The following is a 22744-nucleotide window of genomic DNA, read 5'->3' on the forward strand; positions in this document are numbered from 1 at the left end:
AGGGCGCGGCCGGGGCACCTCAGTCGCCTCAGTCGCCCTCGCGGGCCTCCCGGGTGGAGAGCAGCCGGCGCAGCGAGTAGAGCCGGGCGGGCTCGGCCTTGCCGTCCGCGACCCAGGCGTCCAGCGCGCAGTCCGGCTCGTCGTGGCTGCAGGCGCGGGGGCAGTCCACCGTGCCGGGCTCCAGGTCCGGGAAGGCGTGGATCACCCGGGACGGGTCGATGTGGGAGAGCCCGAAGGAGCGGAAGCCGGGGGTGTCGATCACCCAGCCCGGGTCCAGCGCCTTCTTCGAACGGGGCTTGGCACCCGGCGGCGGGGGCAGCCGCAGCGCGAGCGCCGAGACGGTGGTGTGCCGGCCGCGGCCGGTCACCGCGTTGACCTGCCCGGTGGTCCGCGTCCGGTCCGGGACCAGCGCGTTGACCAGGGTGGTCTTGCCGACCCCGGAGTGGCCGATGAAGACCGTGGAGCGGCCCCGCAGGTGCTCGCGGACCGCCTCGGCGCCGGTGGTCTCCAGCTCGTCCCGCCGGGTGACCACGTAGGCGATGCCGAGCGGCGCGTACGACTCCAGCAGCGGCCCGGCCGGCGCCAGGTCGGACTTGGTGAGCACCAGCAGCGGTTCCATCCCCGCGTCGTACGCCGCGACCAGGCAGCGGTCGATCAGCCGGGGCCGGGGCTCCGGGTCGGCGAGCGCGGTGACGATGGCCAGCTGCTGGGCGTTGGCGACCACGATCCGCTCGTACGGGTCGTCGTCGTCCGCGGTGCGCCGCAGCACCGAACTGCGCTCCTCGACCCGGACGATCCGGGCCAGCGTGTCCGGCTCGCCCGACAGGTCGCCGACCAGGCTGACCGTGTCGCCGACCACCACGCCCTTGCGGCCCAGCTCGCGGGCCTTCATGGCGAGCACCTCGCGCTCGTCCCTGCTGCCCGCGTCCACCAGGCAGGTCAGCCGACCCCGGTCCACGGTGAGGACCATCGCCTCCGCGGCGTCCTCGTGCTTCGGCCGGATCCGGGTCCGCGGCCGGGAGCCCCGGCGGCCCGGGCGGTTGCGGATGTCGTCCTCGTCGGCGTCCTTGCCATAGCGGCGCATGGTGCTCGTACGTCTCCTCAGGCGGTGGCCGCCGGCGGCGGGTCCAGCAGGTCGGCCCACATCTGCGGGAAGTCGGGCAGGGTCTTGGCGGTGGTCGCCACGTTCTCCACCTGGACGCCGGGCACGGCCAGGCCGAGCACCGCGGCGGCGGTGGCCAGCCGGTGGTCCTCGTAGGTGTGGAAGACGCCGCCGTGCAGCGGGCGCGGGCGGATCAGCAGGCCGTCCTCGGTGTCGGTGACGTCGCCGCCCAGCGCGTTGATCTCCTTGGCCAGCGCGGCCAGCCGGTCGGTCTCGTGCAGCCGCAGGTGGGCGATGCCGGAGAGGTGCGACGGGGAGTCGGCCAGCGCGGCGACCGCGGCGATCACCGGGGTCAGCTCGCCGACGTCGTGCAGGTCGGCCTCGATGCCGTGGACGGTGCCGGTCCCGGTGAACTCCAGCCCCTCGTCGACGAAGCGGCAGGAGCCGCCCATCCGGGAGTAGATCTCGCGCAGCTGGTCGCCGGGCTGGGTGGTGTGCCGTGGCCAGTCGCGCACGGTGACCCGGCCGCCGGTGACCAGCGCGGCGGCGAAGAACGGCGCGGCGTTGGAGAGGTCCGGCTCGACCACCAGGTCGCGGCCGAGCAGCGCGCCCGGGGTGACCCGCCAGACGTCCTTCTCGCCGCCGTCCTCGGGCGCGTCCACCTGGGCGCCGGCCTGCCGCAGCATGTCGACCGTCATCCGGATGTGCGGCAGCGAGGGCACCGGGCCGCCGACGTTGCGGATCTCGACGCCCTGGTTGTAGCGGGCCCCGGAGAGCAGCAGCGCACTGACGAACTGCGAGGAGGACGAGGCGTCCAGCTCGACCGTGCCGCCGTCCAGCGCGCCGGAGCCGTGCACGGTGAGCGGGAAGCCGCCGCGCCCGCCGTCGTCGATCCGGGCGCCGAGCGCGCGCAGCGAGTCGATCACGCCGTGCTGCGGGCGCTCGTAGCAGCGCGGGTCGCCGTCGAAGTGCACCGGGCCGTCGGCCAGCACGGCCAGTGGCGGAAGGAAGCGCATGACCGTTCCCGCGTTGCCCACGTCGACCCGGGCCGGGCCGCGCAGCTGGCCGGTCGGGATGATCCGCCAGGCCTCGCCACCGCCGCTGCCACCGCTGGTGTTGTTGACCTGCTCCTCGATGCCCACGCCGAGCGCGCGCAGGCCGTCCGCCATCAGCTGGCTGTCCCGGCTGCGCAGCGGGCGGCGCACCCAGCCCGGCTCGGCGGCGAGGGCGGCCAGCACCAGGGCGCGGTTGGTCACGGACTTGGAACCGGGGATGGTCACCGTCGCGTCGACGGCGGCGGTCGCGACGGGGGCGGGCCACAGGGTCTCGGTCATGCGCCAAGTCTAGGGGGCGGCCCGTGAGCCGCCCGTTGGTGTTCCACGGGCCGGACGTGCCGCTCAGGCCAGCAGCCGGCTGCCGCCCACCAGCAGACACGCCAGCGCCACCACCAGGAAGAGCGCGACCCAGAGCAGCGCGCTCACCCCGGTCAGCCGGGCCAGTTGGTCGGCGTCCGAGTCGCGCGCGCCGCCCTGCCGGCGCTTGCGCTGCAGCTCGATCACCGGGCGGACTCCGGCCAGCAGCAGGAACCAGACGCCGAGGTAGGCGAAGACGGCCTGCAGCTGGTTGCCGCCGTACCAGGAGACGGCGAAGAAGGCGGCGCCGGTGAGCACCACCGCGAGCAGCCCGAAGGCGTTCCGGATCATCACCAGCAGGGCCGCCAGCAGCGCGATCGAGATCCACAGCAGCGCGGTGACGTGCCCGCCGGCGAGCAGCAGCGCGCCGCCCAGGCCGAGCAGCGACGGCGCGGTGTAGCCGGCCGCGGCGGTGAGGATCATGCCCGGGCCGGTCGGCCTGCCGGAGGAGACGGTCAGCCCGGAGGTGTCGGAGTGCAGCCGGATGCCGGCCAGCCGGCGGCCGGTGACCAGCGCGGTCAGGCCGTGGCCGCCCTCGTGCGCGATGGTCACCACGGTGCGGCTGAGTCGCCAGGCCGGGTGCGGCAGGATCGCCAGCAGGGCGACCCCGGCGCAGACCAGCACCAGCCAGCGGGGCGGGTCGGGCTGGGTGCCGAGGACCCGCTGCCATACCGCGCTGATGCTGTCGCCGTTCATGGTCGTTCCTCTGTGGTACGGGAGGTTTGGGGGGCAGCCTCCCACGGAGGGACGGCCGGACGGTAGGGCCCGGTTCCCGGGTCCGTGCCCCGGGGCGGCCGGGACGTGGCAGGCTGACGGCATGTGTGGTCGATTCGCGGCGAGCACCGGACCGGAGGACATCGTCGAACTGTTCGACGTCCGACAGTGGGACCCGGCCGAGACGCTCGCGCCGAGCTGGAACGTGGCGCCGACCGCTCCGGTGGCCGCCGTGCTGGAGCGGTTGCCCAAGGGCGGCGGGCCGCCGGTGCGGCAGCTGCGGGTGCTGCGCTGGGGACTGGTGCCGGCCTGGGCCGAGTCACCGGAGACCGCGGTGAAGATGATCAACGCGCGGGCCGACACCGTGCACGAGAAGCCCGCCTACCGGCAGGCCTTCGCCTCCCGCCGTTGCCTGCTCCCGGTGGACGGCTACTACGAGTGGCAGGCGGTGACCGGGCACGGCCAGGGCGATCCCGGCAAGGGCAGGCCGCGCAAGCAGCCGTACTTCGTCAGCCGGGTGGACGGCGCGCCGCTGGCGCTGGCCGGGCTGTACGAGTTCTGGCGGGACCGCCGGGTGCCCGCCGGGCATCCGGACGCCTGGCTGGTGACCTGCGCCATCGTCACCACCGAGGCCGAGCCGCTGCTCGCCCCGGTGCACCCGCGGATGCCGCTCTTCCTCCAGCCGGAGGCCTTCGACGACTGGCTGGACCCCGCACTCGACGAGTCCGAGGAGGCCCGCCGGCTGCTCACCGCGCCGGAGCCTGGCCTGCTGGAGCTGACCCCGGTCTCCTCGGCGGTGGGCAACATCCGCAACAACGGGCCGGAGCTGACCAGGCGGGTGACCGCCGAGGCGGAAGGGGCGCTGTTCTGATGGACGCCTCGAGGACGGGTGCCCCGGGCGTGCTGGTCGCCACCCCGGTCGGGGAGGCCCGGATCAGCTGGCACCGCCCGGCCGGCGCGGCGCGGGCCGTGCTGGGCCTCGGGCACGGCGCCGGCGGCGGGATCGAGGCCGCCGACCTGGCCGCGCTGGCCGCCGCGCTGCCGGGGCACGGCGTCGCGGTGGCGCTGGTCGAGCAGCCCTGGCGGGTGGCCGGCAGGAAGGTCGCGCCGGCGCCGGGCACGTTGGACGCGGGCTGGCTGCCGGTGGCCGAGCGGCTGGCCGCCGAGGGGCTGCCGCTGGTGGTCGGCGGGCGCAGCGCCGGGGCCCGGGTGGCCTGTCGGACTGCCGCGGCCAGCGGCGCGGTGGCCGTGCTGGCGCTGGCCTTCCCGCTGCATCCGCCGGGCAGGCCGGAGCGCTCGCGGGCCGAGGAGCTGCTGGGCAGCGGCCGGCCGACGCTGGTGGTGCAGGGCGAGCGGGATCCGTTCGGGCGGCCCGCGGAGTTCCCGGAGCTGCCGGCCGGGCACCAGCTGGTCCCGGTGCCGTACGGCGACCACGGCCTCGCGCTGCCGAAGACCGCCCCGCTGAGCCGGCCCGAGGCGCTGGCCCTGGTCGTCGAGGCGGTGGCGGACTGGCTGGCCCGGACCGTGCCGCGCTGACCGCGGGGGCCGTGCCGCGCTGAGCGCACGGCCGCGAGCGGACCGTCGCGCGGGTGGGAATGTCCGCGCCACCGGCTCGGTTAACCCCTTCGTCAGGAACGCCCCAGCGGAAAGGCAGCCACATGGGTTCGATCGCGTGCCATGAGCGGCCCGAGGAGCAGAGCGCGCAGAGCGCCTTCATCCCGTGGTCGGAGTGGCTGGTCGCGGGCGAGAAGTCCGTGAGCCCGATATCCTCCGTTCCGGGCCAGCTCGCCGTGAGCCGTGCCCGTGATGCCGAGGAGGTGGGTCCGGTCGTCGCGACCGAGGACGAGCCGAACGCGGGCCTGGCCGGGCACGAACCGACGGACGAGTCGGGTGCCTCGCCGTTGACCGGTGAGGAGCTGGCCGAGGCGATCGGCGAGGACACCTTCCGGGTGTCCTCCGACGAGACCGAGACGGCCCGGCGGGAGCGCTTCGAGCGCGACGCACTGGGCTACCTCGACCCGATGTACTCGGCCGCGCTGCGGATGACCCGCAACCCGGCCGACGCCGAGGACCTGTTGCAGGAGGCGTTCGCCAAGGCCTACGCCTCGTTCCACCAGTTCCGCGAGGGGACGAACCTCAAGGCCTGGCTGTACCGCATCCTGACCAACACCTTCATCAACTCGTACCGGAAGAAGCAGCGGGAGCCGCAGCGCACCGCCGCCGAGGAGATCGAGGACTGGCAGCTGGCCAGGGCCGAGTCGCACATGTCGACCGGCCTGCGCTCGGCCGAGACCCAGGCGCTCGACCACCTGCCGGACAGCGACGTGAAGGACGCCCTGCAGGCGATCCCCGAGGAGTTCCGCATCGCGGTCTACCTGGCGGACGTCGAGGGCTTTGCATACAAGGAGATCGCCGACATCATGGGCACTCCCATCGGTACGGTGATGTCCCGGCTGCACCGAGGCCGCCGCCAGTTGCGGGGCATGCTGGAGGACTACGCGCGCGAGCGCGGCCTGGTCCCGGCCGGCAGCGGGGCTGGGCGCGAGGCGAAAGGCACGGGCTCATGAGCTGCGGAGGTCCGCACGACACGGACTGCGGGGAGGTGCTGGACCACCTCTACGAGTTCCTCGACAACGAGATGGCCGAGGGGGACTGCGCCAAGCTCCGGCAGCACTTCGAGGAGTGCTCGCCCTGCCTGGAGAAGTACGGTCTGGAACAGGCCATCAAGGCGCTGATCAAGCGCTCCTGCGGGTGTGATGACACTCCGTCCGACCTGCGCAGCAAGGTGCTCGCCCGGATCGACAGCATCCGCGCCGGGCAGCGCGGCGAGTCACGGGTCGAGGTCTCGGTCGATCCCGAGGCGCCCGCTCACGGCGAGTCGTCCGGCCACGACGAGGGCGGGTTGCAGCCCGCCGGCCAGGTGGCGGCCACCCCGGTGGAGTAGCCTCCGGACGCGACCGTCGAGGGCCCCGGAGCACCTGCCGCTCCGGGGCTCTGACGCGTCTTTGGCCGGCCCGCCGGCGGCGAGTGATCTTCGCGTCAGTCCGCTGATCTCACCCGATCGGGTGAGTATGTGCCGCTCCGGTCCGGGCGATGTGCGATGGCGGGTCTCCGGGCCCGAGCCGAGCCCTATCCTCCTGACGGGTATTCAACCCGGCCGCCGCAGGCCTGAGATGAGGTGGGGAGGCTGAGATCGCTGTCGAACGCGGGGTTGGGGCGCTCCCTGACGACGTACCGGCGCGGCTGCCGAGGGCGGCGCTGGTCTACCTGCTGCTGGTCCTCGGCGCGGCCGGGTGCGCGCTGCTGCCCCTGCTCCCCGCCGCCGGGCTGCCCGGCTGGCTCGGCCGGCCGGTGGACTGGCCCAAGGTCGGACTGCTGGCCCTCCTGCACGCCTGCTGGGAGTCGGTCGCGCAGGGGCTGCCCACGCCCTGCCTGCGGCTCTTCCGCCGGCTGCGCGCGCTCGGGCTACGGCTGGCCGGTCGCCTGGCGGGCCGCCCGGCGCTCCGTGCGGAGCCCGTGGGGCGCCGGGAGCCGGCCCGGCCGTCGGCCAACGCCTTCCTGCCGGTGCTCTTCACCGGGGTGCTGATGCTGCCGCCGGCCGCCGCCGCGCTGGTCGCCCTGCCGTCCGCGCTGACCGGCGCGGCCACCGCCCCGCGGGTGCTGCGCCGGCTGTGGAACGCCGCGCAGTTCGCGCTGGCCGCCTGGGTGGCGGCGGCGCTGTTCCACCTGCTGGACGGGCCGCGGCTGTTGCTGGGCGCTCGCTACCCGGTCGCGCTGCTCCCGCCGCTCGCCGCCGTGCTGACGTTCTGCCTGGTCAGCAGCGTGCTGGTGGCCGGGATCCGGTGGCTCGCGGAGCGCCGGCCGCCGGTCGAGCTGGTCCCCGGCGCGCTCACCGGCCTCGGCCTGCCGGCCATCGCGCACGCGCTCGGCGGCCTGATGATGGCGGTGCTGTGGCAGGGCCCGTACGGCGCCTTCGCGGCGGTGCTGGCGCTGCTGCCGCTCTCCATCTCGGCCTGGGTCTTCGCCCAGGGGCACCGCGAGCGGGCGGCGCACCAGGCCACCGTCGAGGCGTTGGTGCAGGCGGTGGAGATCAAGGACGCCTACACCCGCGGCCACAGCGAACGGGTCGGCCGGGCCGCCGTGCTGATCGCCAGTCAGCTCGGCATCACCGGTGAGCGGCTGCGCACCCTGCACTTCGCCGGGACCCTGCACGACGTGGGCAAGCTCGGTGTGGCCACCGAGCTCCTGCGTAGAAACGGTCCACTGACCGAGGCGGAGCGCCGGGCGGTGGAGGTGCACCCCGAGTACGGGCACGAGCTGGTGCGCGGGATCGACTTCCTGGGCGAGGCGCACGGCGGCATCCTGCACCACCACGAGCGGATGGACGGCCGCGGCTACCCGCACGGGCTGGCCGGGTCGCGGATCCCGGAGTTCGCCCGGATCATCGCGGTCGCCGACGCCTTCGACTCGATGACCTCCACCCGGTCCTACCGTCGCGGCCGGCCGGTCCCGGAGGCCGTCGCCGAGCTGCGGCGCTGTGAGGGCACCCAGTTCGACCCGGTGATGGTGCAGGCGCTGGTGACCGCCGTGCAGCGACACGGCTGGCAACCGGCGCCGCCGATGGACGGCGAGCAGCCGCCCGAGGTGCCGGACATCCCGCTCGGGGTGCCCGAGCCGGTCACCCGGTCGGCTGCCGGCGGGTCGCGGTGACCGTGCGGCGGGCGGCGGTTCGTCCGGCCGGGTACGGTCCGCCGGTGCCGCGCCGGCTGGCGCCCGGCGCGGGCGGTGGCCGGGGCGCCGGGGCGGCCCTGCTGCAGGCGGCGGCGCTGCTGCTGGCGGCCGGGGCGGTCGGCTGGGTGCTGGTGCACGGGCTCGCCCAGCCTCGGGTGGCGGTGGCCTTCGTCGGGCTGATCGCGGTCGGCGAGGCGGTCCGGGTCGGCCGGCCCGGCGGCCGGGAGCAGGCCCCGCTGGGCGCCGCGGCCGCCCTCGCGTACGCGCTGCTGGGGCCGCTGCGCGGGCTGCCGACCAGCCACGGCGCGTTGCAGGTGGTGGCGGTGGCGGGGGCCGGGCTGACGGTCGGCTGGCTGCTGCGGTTCGTGCTGCTGGGCTCGGGCCGGGCCGAGGTGCCGCCGCCGCGGGTGCCGCCGCCTCGGCACACCGCGCCGGCCGCCCGCCAGCACCGCCGGCCGCGCCCGGCAGTGCTCCACCGCCGGGCCTTCGGCACTCTGCGGCGACTGTCGCGCTCGGCGGCCCGGCGGGACGAGGCGGCTCGCCGGCTCTGCTCGGTCGGCTTCGCCGCGGCGCTGTTCCAGCCGCTTTACCACACCGGCGCGCTGGACCGGGTCCCGCTCTCCGGGCCCGGCTACGGCGTGCTGCTGACCGTGGTGGCCGCGCTGGCGGCGCTCTGCGACGCCGTGTTCGCGGCCGGGCAGCAGCGGGCCCGGACCGGTCAGCGGTTCGGCGCCGCGCTGGAGGAGGAGCTGCGGGCGCTGCCCGGCATCGGGTCGGCGATCGCCGCCACCGGGATGCTGGTCAGCCTGGCGGCCGGCGAGGTCGGGCTGTGGGCGCTGCCGGCGTTCTGCACCCCGCTGTTGCTGGCGCTGGCCTCCTTCCGGCGGGCGGCGGCGATCCGGGCCACCTACGGCCAGACCATCGCCACGCTGGCCCGGGCCACCGACGTGGCGGGGTACACCGCGCCCGGCCACGCGCGCCGGGTGGCGGACACGGCGTGCGCGCTCGGCCGCGAGCTGGGAATGAGTGCCGACGAACTCGGTCTGCTGGAGTACGCGGCGCTGATGCACGACATCGGCCAGCTCTCGCTGGTCGAGCCGGTCCCGGACGGCGCCACCGCCACCCTGCCGGACGTCGAGCAGCAGCGGATCGCCCGGCTCGGCAGCGAGGTGATCCGCTGCACCGGGGTGCCCGCGCAGGTGGCCGCGCAGGTCGCGCGGTTGGCGGACCCGCTCCGCGGCCCGGACGGCCGGGTCGACCGGAGCCTGCCGCTGGCGGCCCGGATCATCCGGGTGGCCAACGCGCACGACGACCTGCTGGGCCCGGCCGGTCGGGCCCCCGTGCTGGCCACGCTGCGTGAGCAGAGCGGCCGGGCCTACGACGCCCGGGTGGTGGAGGCGCTGGTCAGGCTCGGACCGCTGCCCACCGCCGCGGCGGAGGCCGGTCCGTGCGGAGTGGCCCGCCCGGAGAGCGGTTGAACCACCGTGCGGGAAGCGCACCCTGCCGCTGCCGTGGTTGGATGCGGTCATAGCGTGGAACACCCCGATCCGGGGCCCCTGGCCCCAAGCCTCGGCCGCTCGGCCGGCGCGGCGGATCGGGTGGCGGAAACCCGTGCGGGACGCGGGTCGGCCGGCCTGGCAGGACGAGCCAGGTGCGGCCCGGCCCCGAGCAGGATTCAGCAGGACCGAGCGGACAGGCGGCAGGGCAACGTGAAGATCTTCCACCGGGCACGGCACCGGCCGTCCGCCACCTGGCGGCAGACGACCGACCGGGCCTTCACGCTGATCGACAACGGGCGGTACGAGGACGCCGGCGCGCTGCTCGTGATGGCGGCCGACCTGGAGCCCTGGCTCTCCGACTCCTGGTTCAACCTGGCCCTGTTGCACAAGTTCCGGCGCGACTGGGAGCAGGCCAGGGCAGCCGGCCTGCGGGCCGTCGCGCTGCTGGACCGCGACCACGGCGCCCCCGACTGGTGGAACCTCGGGATCACCGCGACCGCCCTGCAGGACTGGCCGCTGGCCCGCCGGGCCTGGCAGGCGTACGGCCTGCGGCTGCCGGCCGCCCCGAGCGCGGCGCCGGACGAGCCGGTCCGCCTCGACCTCGGCACCACCCCGGTGCGGCTCTCCCCGGAGGGCGAGTCCGAAGTGGTCTGGGGCCGCCGGCTGGATCCGGCCCGGGTCGAGGTGCTCTCCATCCCGCTGCCCTCCTCCGGCCGCCGTTGGGGCGAGGTGGTGCTGCACGACGGCGCGCCGCACGGCGAGCGGGTGGCGGACGGTGCCGCGTACCCGGTCTTCGACGAGATCGAGCTGTGGGCGCCCTCGCCGGTGCCGACCTACGTGGTGCTGCTGCAGGCCGCCACCGAGGCCGACCGGGACGCGTTGGAGCGGCTGGTGGCCGACGCCGGCTACGCGGCGGAGGACTGGACCTCCTCGGTCCGGCTGCTCTGCCGAGCCTGCTCGGAGAGCCGGATGGTGACCGACGACGGCCGGACCGTGCACCACGACCCGCACGACGACGGTGACGCGGCGCACCCCGGCCACCTCAGCCACCTCAGCCAGGGCAGCGACGGCGCCGGTTGGCTGACCGAGCGGGAGTGCGGCATCGCGGCCCCGGCCGGCCTGGTCCGGCTGCTGCTGGACCGCTGGGTGGCGGCCTCGCCCACCACCCGGGCCTATCGCGACGTCGAAGAGGTCTGTTAGGACCGGTAAGGACCAGCCCGGCTCGCGGGGCCGTACGCTAGGGCTGTCATTCGGAGAGATCCAGAAAGCGGAAGCAGCGATGGCGGACCAGCACGAGCACGAGCACGACGAGCACGACCACGAGCACGCCGAGGCCCCGGTCACGGTGATCGGTGAGGAGCCGGACCTCTCCAAGGGCGCCGCGCGCCCGATCACGGTGGTGGGCAACCCGGTGCTGCACCGCGAGTGCAAGGAGGTCACCGTCTTCGACGCCGACCTGTCCGCGCTGATCGACGACATGTTCGTCTCGATGTACGCGGCCGAGGGCGTCGGCCTGGCGGCCAACCAGATCGGCGTGGACGCCAAGGTGTTCGTCTACGACTGCCCGGACGACGACAACGTCCGGCACATCGGCCACGTGATCAACCCGGTGCTGGAGGAACTGCCGGCCGAGCGGCGGCTGTTGGACGACGGCAACGAGGGTTGCCTCTCGGTGCCGACCGCCTACGCCGAGCTGCCCCGCCCCAACTACGCCGCGGTGACCGGCCAGGACAAGGACGGCAACCCGATCCGGGTCGAGGGCACCGGCTTCTTCGCCCGCTGCCTGCAGCACGAGACCGACCACCTGTACGGCTACCTCTACATCGACCGGCTCTCCAAGCGCGACCGCAAGGACGCGCTGCGGCAGATGGCCGAGGGCACCGCGAAGTACGCCACGGTCCCGAACGACTGACACGTCGTCGGCGCGAATCCGCGGTCGTCCCGCTCGGCGGGGCGGCCGCGTCGGCGCATTCGAGGGACGGCGCGGAGTGGCGTACCCCGGAGGGCGCAAGAGCCCCGCATACGATCTGTTGATGGCTAGTCACCGATCGTATCCCCAGGGGGACGTGCCGTGCGGAGACGACTGACCGGTATCGCCGCCGCCACCATCGTGGCGGCGGCCTCGCTTTCCACCGGCGCGGCCGGGGCCCGGGCCGACAGCGCCACCCGGCTGGTGGAGTACCAGGGTTACCAGTTGCGGGTGCCGGCCGACTGGCGGGTGGTCGACCTGGACCGGGAGCCGGACAGCTGCGTCCGGCTCGACCGGCACACCGTCTACCTGGGCACCCCGGGCGCCGAGCAGGACTGCCCGGCGCACCTGCCGGCCGGCCGGGGTGACAACCTGCTGATCGAACCGGTCCCGGCGCCGGTCTCCGGGCGCGAGGCCGCGCCGGTGGTCGAGCCGGGCCGGGAACTGCCCGCGCAGGTGCTGGCGGCCGGGGCGGCGGACCACGAACTGCGGGCCGAGCTGCGCGGCACCGGCCTCCAGGTGACGGCCAGTTACGGAACCGACCCGCGGCGGGTCAACCGGATCCTGGCCGGCGCGCGGCTGAATAAGGCCGCCCCGGTGCGCCCGCCACGTCCGGCCGCCGTGCCGCAGGCCGCGGGCAGCACGGCCGTGCCGGGCACCGACGCCACCGGCAGGGGGTTCGACACCTGCGCCGCGCCGTCCGCCGCGACGATGTCCGCCTGGCTCGGGCACTCGCCGTACCGCTCGGTCGGCATCTACATCGGCGGCCCCTCGCAGGCCTGTGCCCAACCGAACCTGACCGCCGACTGGGTGGGCGGGCGGGCCGCCCAGGGCTGGACCTTCCTGCCGGTCTACGTCGGCCCGCAAGCCACCATCGGCTCGGTGCTGATCGACGCCGACCCGACCGCCGCCGGCCAGCAGGGCGCCGCCGCCGCCGCCGACGCGGCCAACAAGGCCGCCGGGCTGGGCTTCCACCCGGGCTCGGTGCTCTACGCCGACCTGGAGGCCTACAACCCGGCCGGCTACAGCGCCCGGGTGCTCGCCTACCTGGCCGGCTGGACCAACGGGCTGCACGCCGCGGGCTACCGCGCGGGCGTCTACTCCAGCGCCGGCAGCGGGATCAGGGATCTCGCCGGGCAGTACGACAACAGCGGCTACCCGCGGCCGGACGTGGTCTGGTCGGCGGCCTGGAACGCCGACCAGACCACCTCGTCCGCCGCCATGGGCCTGCCCGGACCGGGCTACTGGCCGAACGACCGCCGGGTCCACCAGTACTCCGGCGGGGTGAGCGAGACCTGGGGCGGCAGCCGGCTGAACATCGACGGCGACGCGCTGGACGTCGGCTCGCCCGCCGGCGCGAACAACCTGGCCCCCGGCCAGCGGCTGGACGCCGGGCAGAGCGTCTCCAGCTCGACGATGACGGTGACCATGCAGACCGACGGCAACCTTGTCGCCTACGCGGCGGTCGGCGACTCGGCGGCGGATCCGGCCATGTGGAGCACCGGCACCCAGGGCAACCCGGGCGCCCACGTGTTGATGCAGTGGGACGGCAACCTGGTGGTCTACCGGCCTGACGGCACGCCGATCTGGAGCAGCGCCACCTACCGGCCCGGCTCCTCCGCCACCGTGCAGGCGGACGGCAACTTCGTGGTCTACGCGCCCGGCGGCGGTCCGACCCGTGGCGGCGCGCTGTGGGACTCGGGGACGTACCAGGTCTGGCCCGTCCTGCCCGGCGGCACGGTGCTCGGCCCGGGCGAGTGGACCGAGGGCGCGCTGACCCGGCTGATGATGCAGGCGGACGGCAACCTGGTGATGTACCGCAGGCGGGACGGCGCGGTGCTGTGGGCCAGCGACACCGAGCAGAACCCCGGCGCCTACGCGATCCAGCAGAGCGACGGCAACTTCGTGGTCTACCAGGCGGGCGGCGGGCCGAACAGCGGCGGCGCGCTCTGGGCGAGCGGCACCTGGGGCCACCCGGGGGCCTACGCGGTGATGCAGGACGACGGCAACCTGGTGGTCTACCGTGCGGGCGGCGGGCCGAGCAACGGTGGCGCGCTCTGGGAGAGCGACACCTACCTCACCGCGCGCTGAACACCGGACGGCCGCCGTCCCCGAGCGAACCCGCTCGGGGACGGCGGCCGTTGCCGCCGGTTCGGAAGTCCTCCCGGGACGTCCTTCTCAGAAGTCGTCGTCGAAGGAGACCGAACCCTCCACGGCTACCTGGTACGCGGAGACCCGGCGCTCGAAGAAGTTGGTCAGCTCCTGGACGTTCTGCAGCTCCATGAACCCGAACGGGTTGCTGGAGCCGTAGCGGATCGGCAGGCCGAGGCGGGCCAGCCGCTGGTCGGCGACGGCCTCCAGGTACTGGCGCATGGACTCGGTGTTCATGCCGGGCAGGCCGTCGCCGCACAGGTCCTGGGCGAACTGCAGTTCGGCCTCGACGGCCTCCTCCAGCATCTCGGTGACCTGCTTGGCCATCTCCTCGTCGAAGAGGTCGGGCTCCTCCTCGCGCACGGTGTCGACCACCGAGAAGGCGAAGTCCATGTGCATGGACTCGTCGCGGAACACCCAGTTGGTGCCGGTGGCCAGGCCGTGCAGCAGGCCGCGGCTGCGGAACCAGTAGACGTACGCGAAGGCGCCGTAGAAGAACAGGCCCTCGACGCAGGCGGCGAAGCAGATCAGGTTGAGCAGGAAGGCACGGCGGTCCTCCTTGCTCTGCAGCGAGTCGATGTGGTCGACCGCGTTCATGTACTTGAAGCAGAACTGCGCCTTCTGGTGGATGGAGGGGATGTTCTCCACCGCCGCGAAGGCCGCCGCGCGGTCGTCCGGGTCGGGCAGGTAGGTGTCCAGCAGGGTCAGGTAGAACTGGACGTGCACCGCCTCCTCGAACAGCTGCCGGGAGAGGTAGAGCCGGGCCTCGGGTGAGTTGATGTGCTTGTAGAGGCTCAGCACCACGTTGTTGGCGACGATCGAGTCACCGGTGGCGAAGAAGGCGACCAGCCGGCCGATCAGGTGCCGCTCGCCCTCGCTCAGCTTGGCGAGGTCGGCGACGTCGGAGTGCAGGTCCACCTCCTCGACGGTCCAGGTGTTCTTGATGGCGTCCCGGTAGCGGTCGTAGAACGACGGGTAGCGCATCGGGCGCAGGGTCAGCTCGAAGCCCGGGTCCAGCAGGTTGTTCGGGCGGTTGGGGGTGGTACTCACTGGCAGGCCTCGCAGGACTCGGGGTTCTCCAGGGAGCAGGCGATGGCGGCCTCCTGCTCCGGGGTGAGGGTGGGGGAGGGGATCGCGACGGCGGGGCGCGCGGCGCCGGTGGCGGCCTGCGCGATCCGGGTGGCCGGTCGCGACCGCAGGTAGTAGGTGGTCTTCAGACCGACCTTCCAGGCGTACGCGTACATCGAGCTGAGCTTGCCGATGGTGGGTGCGGCCATGAAGAGGTTGAGCGACTGGCTCTGGTCCAGGTACGGCTGGCGGGCGGCGGCCAGGTCGATCAGCGCGCGCTGGGGCAGCTCCCAGGCCGTCCGGTAGCGCGAACGGACCTCGGCGGGCAGCCAGTTGAGCTCCTGCACCGAACCGTTGGCGTCCCGCAGGGCGTCCCGGGTCTGCTGGTCCCAGACCCCGAGGTCCTTCAACTCCCGTACCAGGTAAGGGTTCACCTGGAGGAACTCGCCGGACAGGGTCTCCCGCTTGAACAGGTTGGAGACCTGCGGCTCGATGCACTCGTAGACGCCCGCGATGGAGGCGATGGTCGCGGTCGGGGCGATCGCCAGCAGCAGCGCGTTGCGCAGGCCGGTGGTGGCGATCCGGGCCCGCAGGGCGTCCCAGCGCTCGGCCCAGTGCGGGGTGGCGCCGGCGAAGTGGTCCAGGTGCAACTGGCCCCGGGCGGCCCGGGTTTCGCCGTACGCGGGGTGCTGCCCGAACTGCTCGGCCAGCTCGCTGGAGCGCTCGTAGGCGGTCAGCATGATCCGCTCGGAGATCAGCGTGGAGAGCTCCTTCGCCTCGGCCGAGTCGAAGTCGATCCGCAGCTGGAAGAAGACGTCCTGCAGGCCCATCACGCCCAGACCGACCGGCCGCCAACGGGAGTTGGAGGTGCCGGCCTCGGTGGTCGGGTAGAAGTTGATGTCGATGACCCGGTCCAGGAAGGTGACCGCGGTGCGCACGGTGGTGTCCAGCCGGTCCCAGTCCATCGCGTTCAGCAGGTCGCCGGCAGTGGCGCCGGCGGCCACGTGGGCACCCAGGTTGACCGAACCCAGGTTGCAGACCGCGGTCTCAGAGTCGTCGGTGACCTCCAGGATCTCGGTGCAGAGGTTGGAGGAGTGCACCGTCCGGCCGGGCAGCGCGGTCTGGTTGGCGGCGCGGTTGGCCGCGTCCTTGAAGGTCATCCAGCCGTTGCCGGTCTGCGCGAGGGTGCGCATCATCCGGGCGTACAGGGTCTGAGCCGGGATGGTGCGGACCGCCTTGCCGGCGGCCTCGGCCTTCCGGTACGCCTCGTCGAACTCCTCGCCCCACAGGTCGACCAGCTCGGGGACGTCGGCGGGGGAGAAGAGCGACCAGTCGGCGTTGGCGTTCACCCGGCGCATGAACTCGTCCGGGATCCAGTGCGCCAGGTTGAGGTTGTGCGTGCGGCGCGCCTCCTCGCCGGTGTTGTCGCGCAGCTCGAGGAACTCCTCGATGTCGGCGTGCCAGGTCTCCAGGTAGACGCAGGCCGCGCCCTTGCGCCGGCCGCCCTGGTTCACCGCGGCGACCGAGGAGTCCAGGGTGCGCAGGAACGGGACGATGCCGTTGGACTTGCCGTTGGTGCCGCGGATCAGCGAACCGCGCGAGCGGATCCGGGAGTAGGACAGGCCGATGCCGCCGGCGTGCTTGGACAGCCGGGCGATCTGCGCGTAGCGCGAGTAGATCGAGTCCAGGTTGTCCAGCGGCGAGTCCAGCAGGTAGCAGGAGGACATCTGCGGGTGCCGGGTGCCGGAGTTGAACAGGGTCGGCGAGGACGGCAGGTAGGAGAGCGTGCTCATCAGCCGGTACAGCTCGGCCACCTCGGTGACCGACTCGGCGCTGTCGCCGACGGCCAGGCCGCAGGCGACCCGGAGCATGAACTGCTGCGGGGTCTCGATCACCTTGCGGGTGATCGGGTGGCGCAGCAGGTAGCGGGACTGCACGGTGCGCAGGCCGAAGTACTCGAAGCGGTCGTCGCCCCGGCGGTCGATCAGCGCGTCGAGCGCGGCGGCGTGTCGGGCCACGAAGTCGGCGGTGGTGTCGCCGATCAGGCCCTCGGTGTGGCCGACGGCGATCGAGGCGGCGAACGAGATCGCGCCCTGGCTGACGGCCTCGTCGGCGATCTCCTGGGCGAGCAGTCGGGCGGCCAGCTTCGAGTACTGCGGGTCCTCGGCGATCATCGACGCGGCGGCCTCCACGGCCAGCCCGCGCAGCTCCGCGAAGTCGGAGCCGGCGTGCCGGCCGCGCAGTGCGGCGGCGGCGACGTGGCCGGGGTCCACCTGGGGGAGGTCGCTGCTCCGGTCCGTCAGCGTCCGGAGGAGCGCGGCGCCGGGCTCCGACCGGTCGAGGGGGTCGGTGCTGGTTCCCTGGGCGGGCAGGGTGGCTGAGGCAGCGGTGGTCAAGGCGCTCTCTCCTGGCGACGGCGACGGACGGTGGGACGAACCGGACCGGGGCAGCGCAGGGGAGCTCGGCGCGGCCACCCGTACCCGGCGGCGCGCTGCGGCGGCATCCCCGGCCCACCCGCGAGGCCCGGACACAAGCTGGACGTGCTTCAAGGCCTCTGCGGGGAAGCCGTGTGGCACACCGTCGGCAGGTACTCGGACTCGCCGGCGCCTCGTGGGGGCGCCCGCTCACCGCTGCGGGGCAGTCCCGGACTCACACCGGGTTCCCCTGCGTCGACAGCGAGAGCGAGCATACATGTAGTGGTGGCTGATGGATGTAACACCCACATGTAGTGTGGCGTGGCGTGGCGGACTGGTGACGGAGGCGGGTCGGTGAGCCACCGCTTCGGACACGGATCGATTACCGGGCTGGGTGGACGGCCCGGTGCGGGCGGGCTGAGGGTGCGTCGGCGGGGATCCCGGCGTGTCAGCTGCCGGGGTGTCATAGGATCGTCACCCGTGAGTGAAGGGGCGGGGGATTCGGGAGCGGGCTTCGGGTACCCGGGGTACCCGGGAGAGCCACCAGGCGTGCTGCCGGGCGCGCCGCCCGTCGTGGCCACCGCTCCGGTGGAGTACTGGACCGCGCTGGCCGACCGCTCGGCGGCCGAGGCCCGTCGCCGGGGCCGGCTGCGGGTGCTGCTGGGGGCACTGGGCGTGCTCGTGGTGCTGGGCGGGGCCGGGGCGGCGGTGCTGCTCGCGAGGTCCCCGGCCACGCCTCGGGCGGCGGCCGTGGCGGCCGCGGGGGCTTCGACGGCGTCGGTGGACCCGACCACCCCGCTCTGGGACGCCGCCACCGACACCGCGCCGCTCTCCGCCGCCGGCCTGTTCCCCGAGCCGACCGTCACGGTGGCCGGCGCCACCTGGACCCGGGCCGCCGAGGCGGCCACCGAGCCGTGCTGGAAGGCCACCACCGGCGGGCTGGGCAACCTGCTCGCGGCCCAGGACTGCCGTCAGGTGATCAGGGTCAGCTTCGTCACGAGGGACAGCGTGGTGACCCTGGGAGTCGCCGTCTTCGACCACCGGAGCCAGGCCGACGCCGCGTTCGCCGGCTTCCAGGGGCAGCTCCAGGGCCTGGCCGCCCCGGGCGCGGTGTCGTTCTGCACCGGTCCGGGCTGTGCCGGCACGCACGGCACGCTGGGCCGGTACGGCTATCTCACGGTCGAGGGCACGGTGAAGCCGGGCGGCGCGGCGCAGGACGCCACCGCCACGGCCGCCGCGCCGGCCTTCGACGCGTACCTGCGGACCCGCCTGCTGCAACGCGCGGCGGCGGTGGGCTGACCGGGCGCGCCGGTCAGAAGGCGAGGCTGTAGACCAACAGGTCGACCCCCGGGCGGACGCACCAGTCGCGCTCCGGGGTGCGCCGGAAGCCGACCCGCTCGTAGATCCGGTGGGCGGCGGTCATCGCCGGGCGGGTGGAGAACGCCATGCCGGCCAGGCCGAGTTCGCGGCTGCGGGTGACGCAGGCGCGCACCAGGGCCTCACCGACCCCGCGGCCACGCGAGGCCGCGGCGGCGGCCAGCATCCGGATCTCGCCCTCCTCGGGGGTGGCGATGTCGGCCCACGGGTTGCCGCCGACCGCGAAGGTCACGCAACCGAGGACGCGCCCGGCCGCCCCGCGCGAGAGATCGGCGGGATCGACGGCCACGTACAGCTCGGCCTCGGCGGAACGCCGGCGAGCATCCCGCAGCAGCTCCACGTACGACCCGTCCGGTTGGGTGTGGCCGTCACCGACGAACGCTTCGACGGTGACCTCGCCGGCCTGTTCGAGGTCGGCTTCGAGGGCGGCACGGATGACGATGTCCATCAGGTCAGTCTGCCAAGGCGCAGGTCGGAGCCGGCCGGAGGGTTCCCGCTCGGCCGGCCGGCGGCGGTGGCGCGGTGGGCGGCGACGGAGCGGTGGGTGCGCCGGCGCTCGGGGCCGGCTCAGCTCCGGCTGATCCGGAACACCGGAAACCCCGGGGTGATCCGCCGCAGTTCGGCCTCGGGGGCGTCGGCGTCCACCCCCTCGAAGTAGCCGCTGACCTGGGACTGCCACCGCTTGAGGTAGGCGCGCAGCACCTCCGGCTTCTCGTCGTCCGCCAGCTCGGTGGCGCGGAACGCCTCGGTCCGGCGGCCCAGGCGCAGCTCGCCGGTGCCGACGGCGCGCAGGTTGCGAACCCACTGGGTGTGGCCGCGCGGGGCGACCAGGTAGCGCTCGCCGTGGTGGCTGAGCGGGTTGACGGGGGTGGTGCGCCACTGCCCGCTCTTGCGCCCGCGCACTGCCAGCACCTGGGAACCCCGGAGGCTGAGGCCCAGCCCGGCGAGTCCGGCGACCAGACGGTTGCCGATCGCGGCGGCGCGGCTGCCGGAGGGGTCGAGGTAGCGCGGGCCGTCGGTCGGTGAGCCGTCGGTCGATGCCATGAGGGGGCTCCTTGGTGTGCGACGCGGGGCGGGGCGGCGGTGCAGTGGTGTGGAGCGGTGCACTCTTTCGAGAGCAGTGCTCTCGTTTCGGTGCACTGGACTCTTCCAGTGGCGGCCGGCTGAGTCAAGAGCAGTGCTCTCGTTTATGGTCGGCGATCTCTTGTGAGAGCACTGCTCCTGTTATGGACTGTTGATCTGAATTGTGACTACTGATCTAAGTCGTGTGCAGTGCTCCGAAATGTGGCAGGCTGTCACGCATGGCAGTGATTCGGACCGCCCGGGAGCGGGCTCGCGAGGAACTCACCCAGGAGATCAAGCGAGAGGCGCGCCGCCAGGTCGCCGTGGCGGGGGCGCAGCAGCTCTCACTGCGCGCGGTCGCGCGTGAGCTGGGGATGGTGTCCTCGGCGCTCTACCGGTACTACCCGAGCCGTGACGACCTGCTGACCGCCCTGATCGTCGATGCCTACACCGACCTGGCCGAGGCCGTCGAGCGGGCGCTGGTGGGTGGGTCGGCCGGCGCCGCCCGAGGGGGATCGACGGCCGGCGCCGGCCCCACCCGTGCGGAGCGCGCTCAGGGCGCACGGGAGCGCTGGCGGGCGCTCTGTGGCGCGGTGCGCGGCTGGGCCGTCGAGCACCCGCACGAGTACGCGCTGATCTACGGCACCCCGGTGCCCGGGTACCACGCGCCGGAGGAGACCGTCGCCCTGGCGACCCGGGTCCCGCTCGCACTGGTCGACGTGATCCGCGGTGCCGCCGGTCACCTGGACGGCGCCCCCGGCCGTCCGGCGTCGCCGGTGCTCGCCACGCAGCTGACCGAGTTGGCGGCCCGGCACGCTCCGGAGCTGTCGCAGGCCGTGCTGGTCCGGGCGATGATCGCCTGGACGCAGCTGTTCGGGATGATCAGCTTCGAACTCTTCGGGCGCCTGGCCGGCTCGGTGGACCCGGCGGACGAGTTCTTCGCGCGGGCGGTGGAGGAGATGGCGGACCTCATCGGCCTGCCGGAGGCCCCGGCGGACTGAGAGGGGCGGGGCGGCTGCGCGTGGGTGGGGCTGGCGGGAGTGGTGAGCGCGGGTCCTGGCGCCTGGCGCCTGGCGTCGGCCGGGCCGACTTCTCGCGACAGGGCGCGGCTTTCCCGGGCGATGCCCGGGGCGGGTGCGGGTGAAGCGCGGGCGAGTGCGGCGAAGCGGAGAGCCGGCCGCGGGCGGTGGGGCGCGCCGCGGCCGGCGGACAGGGGGCGGGTGGGGGCCGGCTCAGGCCGGGAGGGACCAGGCCTGGTTGGCCTGGTGGTCGCCGCAGGTCCAGGCGTCCAGTCGGGTGCCGTCGGCGGTGCTGCCGCCGTAGCCGTCCAGGCACAGGCCGGAGGCGGAGTTCACCACCGTCCCGTCCGGTCGTGCCGCCCACCGCTGGTCGGCGCCGCCGTCACAGCTGCTGAGCGTCACCCACGAGCCAGTCGAACTCCCGGACTCCGCAAGGCACTTGCCCAGCGTGCGGATCGTCCCGTCGGTGGGCATGGTCCACCGCTGGTTCGGGTTGCCGGTGCAGGTGTAGAGGATCACCGGATTCCCGTCCGTGGTACCGCTGTTGGAGTCGTCCGCGCACTTCGCACCGTTCCCGGTGAGCTGGCCGGTCGGCACGGCCGGGGCGCAACCCCGCGGGCTCAGCCGCCAGATCGCCGTGCCGTGCGCCGGCACGGTCGCGGTGAGGGCCGATGAGGTGGTCGAACTGGCCCCCGTCCAGAGGTTCTTGGCGGTCACCGCGCACCCGGGCAGACCCACCGAGGCGAGCGTGGTGCTGACCGCGCGGGCGGACGACGACCGGTTGAGCACGGCCACCGCGCGGTCGCCGTTCGCCAGCGGGCGGGCCAGCACGTCGGTCGTCCCGTCGGTGGAGACCACGGCGGCCTGCCGGCCGGCGCTGTCCTGGTCGATCGCCACCAAGTCGGGGTTGCCGATCGCGGCGACGGCGGCCGGCGAGAGCTGGGCGACGTCCGAGGAGAGGATCAGCGGCGCGGCCATCATCGACCAGAGGGCGACCTGACTGCGTGACTCGTCGTCGGTCAGCCCGGCGTCGCCGGCGATCAGGAAGTCCGGGTCGTTCCAGTTGCCGGGCTTGGCGTAGCGGCCGATCCAGCGGTTGTAGCCGTAGTTGGAGAGCACCGAACTCCACCGTGAGGCGGTCGGGTCGTTGGCGTCGTAGGTGGCGATGTCCCAGCCCTCGCGCCAGAGTTGGCCGTCCTGGCCGACCCAGCCCAGGACCGAGAACCAACTCGGGTTGCCCCACTCGCCGTTCTGGAAGTAGGCGGGCGCGGACTCGGAGAAGACGATGTCGCGACCGCTCGCCCGGAGCGCTGCGGACTCGGCGTCGTACGCCTGGTGGTAGGCCTGCTCCTGGGTCTGGTCGGGGGCGTTCCAGACGTTGCAGCCGTCCAGCTTGAGGTAGTCGACGCCCCAGGAGGCGAAGGTCGCGGCGTCCTGGGCGAAGTGGTCGGCGCCGCCGCCCTGGGGCTGGCCGCTGCCGGGGTAGCCCCCGCAGGTGGCCGAGCCGGCGTCCTCGTAGATGCCGAACTTCAGGCCGCGGCTGTGCAGGTAGGCCCCCAGCCAGGCCATGCCGTGCGGGAATGTGACCGGGTCGGCGACCAGGTTGCCGGCGCTGTCCCGGTTGGCGGCCATCCAGCAGTCGTCCACCGTGACGGTGGTGTAGCCCTTGGCGGCGAGGCCGGAGGAGACCAGCGCGTCGGCGTTGGAGGTGATGGTCTGTTCGGTGATGCCGCACTGGTAGTGGGCCCAGTCGTTCCAGCCCATCGGTGGTGTGGCGGCGAGCTGGTCCGAACGGGCGGCAGTGGCCGGGGTGGCGGCGGCAACCGGGGCGGCGGTCAGTGGGAGGGCGAGCAGGGTGGCTGCCGTGAGCAGACGACGGAGTGCGCTGCGGACCGGTGGCACGAGGGCTCCTTCCGGGCGGCCGTGGGGGCGCCGGGGAAGTCGGACGGGGGTCTGTTCCGAGCGGTCTGGTGCGCAACCAGTGCACCCGTGCTGCACGTTGATGTCAAGACTGCCGGTATAGCGCGCAGAATCAAGCAAGCAGGTCCGCTGCAACGCAGTGCGTGCCCCAACGCAGTGCTTGCCGCGACCCAGCGCCCGCCACACCACAGAACGCGGGGGGGGGGGGGGGGGGGGGGGGGGGGGGGGACCCGGCCGGCCGCCCCCCCCCCCCCAGACCTTACCCACCAGTGGGGGGAAGAGAGGCACCAAGGCCATAGTACTTTC

At 73.9% G+C, this 22744-nt stretch carries 19 protein-coding genes and 1 riboswitch; of the genes, 11 read left to right on the plus strand and 8 right to left on the minus strand.

Going from position 1 to position 22744, the window contains the following annotated elements; genetic code table 11:
- Positions 1 to 28: 28 nt before the first annotated feature.
- From rsgA to ACZ38L_RS05485, 3 genes are all read right to left on the minus strand, one after another.
- Positions 29 to 1084, minus strand: a complete 1056-nt coding sequence (gene rsgA / locus ACZ38L_RS05475) for a ribosome small subunit-dependent GTPase A (protein WP_465689482.1) — start codon at positions 1082 to 1084, stop codon at positions 29 to 31.
- Positions 1085 to 1101: 17 nt separating this feature from the next.
- The gene (gene aroA / locus ACZ38L_RS05480) at positions 1102 to 2436 is read right to left on the minus strand and encodes a 3-phosphoshikimate 1-carboxyvinyltransferase (protein WP_465689484.1); all 1335 of its coding nucleotides are present in this window, start codon (positions 2434 to 2436) and stop codon (positions 1102 to 1104) included.
- A 63-nt stretch (positions 2437 to 2499) separates the two neighbouring features.
- Positions 2500 to 3210 (minus strand): M50 family metallopeptidase, encoded by a 711-nt coding sequence (locus ACZ38L_RS05485; RefSeq protein WP_465689486.1) that lies wholly within the window; start codon positions 3208 to 3210, stop codon positions 2500 to 2502.
- A gap of 121 nt (positions 3211 to 3331) precedes the next feature.
- Between ACZ38L_RS05485 and ACZ38L_RS05490 the strand changes: the two genes are divergently transcribed.
- The 9 genes from ACZ38L_RS05490 (at position 3332) to ACZ38L_RS05530 (ending at position 13518) form a co-directional block, all read left to right on the plus strand.
- A complete protein-coding gene (locus ACZ38L_RS05490) occupies positions 3332 to 4099 on the plus strand; it encodes an SOS response-associated peptidase (RefSeq protein WP_465689488.1) in 768 nt (255 codons plus the stop codon).
- Positions 4099 to 4764 (plus strand): alpha/beta hydrolase family protein, encoded by a 666-nt coding sequence (locus ACZ38L_RS05495; RefSeq protein ID WP_465689490.1) that lies wholly within the window; start codon positions 4099 to 4101, stop codon positions 4762 to 4764. Before ACZ38L_RS05490 ends, ACZ38L_RS05495 begins: the two co-directional genes overlap by 1 nt.
- 380 nt (positions 4765 to 5144) lie before the next feature.
- The gene (locus ACZ38L_RS05500) at positions 5145 to 5795 is read left to right on the plus strand and encodes a sigma-70 family RNA polymerase sigma factor (RefSeq protein ID WP_465689686.1); all 651 of its coding nucleotides are present in this window, start codon (positions 5145 to 5147) and stop codon (positions 5793 to 5795) included.
- On the plus strand, positions 5792 to 6172 hold the full coding sequence (gene rsrA / locus ACZ38L_RS05505; RefSeq protein WP_465689492.1) for a mycothiol system anti-sigma-R factor: 381 nt from the start codon (positions 5792 to 5794) through the stop codon (positions 6170 to 6172). The genes ACZ38L_RS05500 and rsrA overlap by 4 nt, the downstream gene beginning before the upstream one ends.
- 314 nt (positions 6173 to 6486) lie before the next feature.
- Entirely contained in the window at positions 6487 to 7938 is a 1452-nt protein-coding gene (locus ACZ38L_RS05510) for an HD-GYP domain-containing protein (protein WP_465689688.1), read from the plus strand.
- A 44-nt stretch (positions 7939 to 7982) separates the two neighbouring features.
- A complete protein-coding gene (locus ACZ38L_RS05515; protein WP_465689494.1) occupies positions 7983 to 9437 on the plus strand; it encodes an HD-GYP domain-containing protein in 1455 nt (484 codons plus the stop codon).
- A 231-nt stretch (positions 9438 to 9668) separates the two neighbouring features.
- Positions 9669 to 10658: a tetratricopeptide repeat protein gene (locus tag ACZ38L_RS05520; RefSeq protein ID WP_396557699.1), complete on the plus strand. Its 990-nt coding sequence runs from the start codon at positions 9669 to 9671 to the stop codon at positions 10656 to 10658.
- Between the two features lie 79 nt (positions 10659 to 10737).
- Positions 10738 to 11370 carry a peptide deformylase gene (def, locus tag ACZ38L_RS05525; protein WP_465689497.1) on the plus strand — a complete coding sequence of 211 codons (633 nt, stop codon included), beginning with the start codon at positions 10738 to 10740 and terminating at the stop codon, positions 11368 to 11370.
- Positions 11371 to 11529: 159 nt separating this feature from the next.
- Complete coding sequence (locus tag ACZ38L_RS05530; protein WP_465689499.1) at positions 11530 to 13518, plus strand: glycoside hydrolase domain-containing protein; 1989 nt, start codon at positions 11530 to 11532, stop codon at positions 13516 to 13518.
- 87 nt (positions 13519 to 13605) lie between these two features.
- Here the strand turns inward: ACZ38L_RS05530 and ACZ38L_RS05535 are convergent, their stop codons facing one another.
- Both ACZ38L_RS05535 and ACZ38L_RS05540 read right to left on the minus strand, forming a co-directional pair.
- Complete coding sequence (locus ACZ38L_RS05535; RefSeq protein WP_465689690.1) at positions 13606 to 14562, minus strand: ribonucleotide-diphosphate reductase subunit beta; 957 nt, start codon at positions 14560 to 14562, stop codon at positions 13606 to 13608.
- Between the two features lie 62 nt (positions 14563 to 14624).
- Positions 14625 to 17018, minus strand: coding sequence for a ribonucleoside-diphosphate reductase subunit alpha (locus ACZ38L_RS05540; RefSeq protein ID WP_465689692.1), 2394 nt, complete (start codon positions 17016 to 17018; stop codon positions 14625 to 14627).
- Between the two features lie 193 nt (positions 17019 to 17211).
- A riboswitch (cobalamin riboswitch) is annotated at positions 17212 to 17341 on the minus strand.
- A 268-nt stretch (positions 17342 to 17609) separates the two neighbouring features.
- Between ACZ38L_RS05540 and ACZ38L_RS05545 the strand changes: the two genes are divergently transcribed.
- Positions 17610 to 18359 carry a hypothetical protein gene (locus ACZ38L_RS05545; protein WP_465689501.1) on the plus strand — a complete coding sequence of 250 codons (750 nt, stop codon included), beginning with the start codon at positions 17610 to 17612 and terminating at the stop codon, positions 18357 to 18359.
- Between the two features lie 13 nt (positions 18360 to 18372).
- On the opposite strand, the gene ACZ38L_RS05550 is transcribed toward ACZ38L_RS05545, so the two are convergent.
- Together ACZ38L_RS05550 and ACZ38L_RS05555 are read right to left on the minus strand one after the other, a co-directional pair.
- A complete protein-coding gene (locus ACZ38L_RS05550) occupies positions 18373 to 18885 on the minus strand; it encodes a GNAT family N-acetyltransferase (protein ID WP_465689503.1) in 513 nt (170 codons plus the stop codon).
- A gap of 119 nt (positions 18886 to 19004) precedes the next feature.
- Positions 19005 to 19481 carry a nitroreductase family deazaflavin-dependent oxidoreductase gene (locus ACZ38L_RS05555; protein WP_465689505.1) on the minus strand — a complete coding sequence of 159 codons (477 nt, stop codon included), beginning with the start codon at positions 19479 to 19481 and terminating at the stop codon, positions 19005 to 19007.
- Between the two features lie 257 nt (positions 19482 to 19738).
- Between ACZ38L_RS05555 and ACZ38L_RS05560 the strand changes: the two genes are divergently transcribed.
- A complete protein-coding gene (locus tag ACZ38L_RS05560) occupies positions 19739 to 20500 on the plus strand; it encodes a TetR/AcrR family transcriptional regulator (RefSeq protein ID WP_465689508.1) in 762 nt (253 codons plus the stop codon).
- A gap of 231 nt (positions 20501 to 20731) precedes the next feature.
- Here the strand turns inward: ACZ38L_RS05560 and ACZ38L_RS05565 are convergent, their stop codons facing one another.
- Positions 20732 to 22420, minus strand: coding sequence for a ricin-type beta-trefoil lectin domain protein (locus ACZ38L_RS05565; protein WP_465689510.1), 1689 nt, complete (start codon positions 22418 to 22420; stop codon positions 20732 to 20734).
- Between the last annotated feature and the right edge of the window lie 324 nt (positions 22421 to 22744).

Source organism: Kitasatospora sp. NPDC024654 (assembly GCF_055559155.1).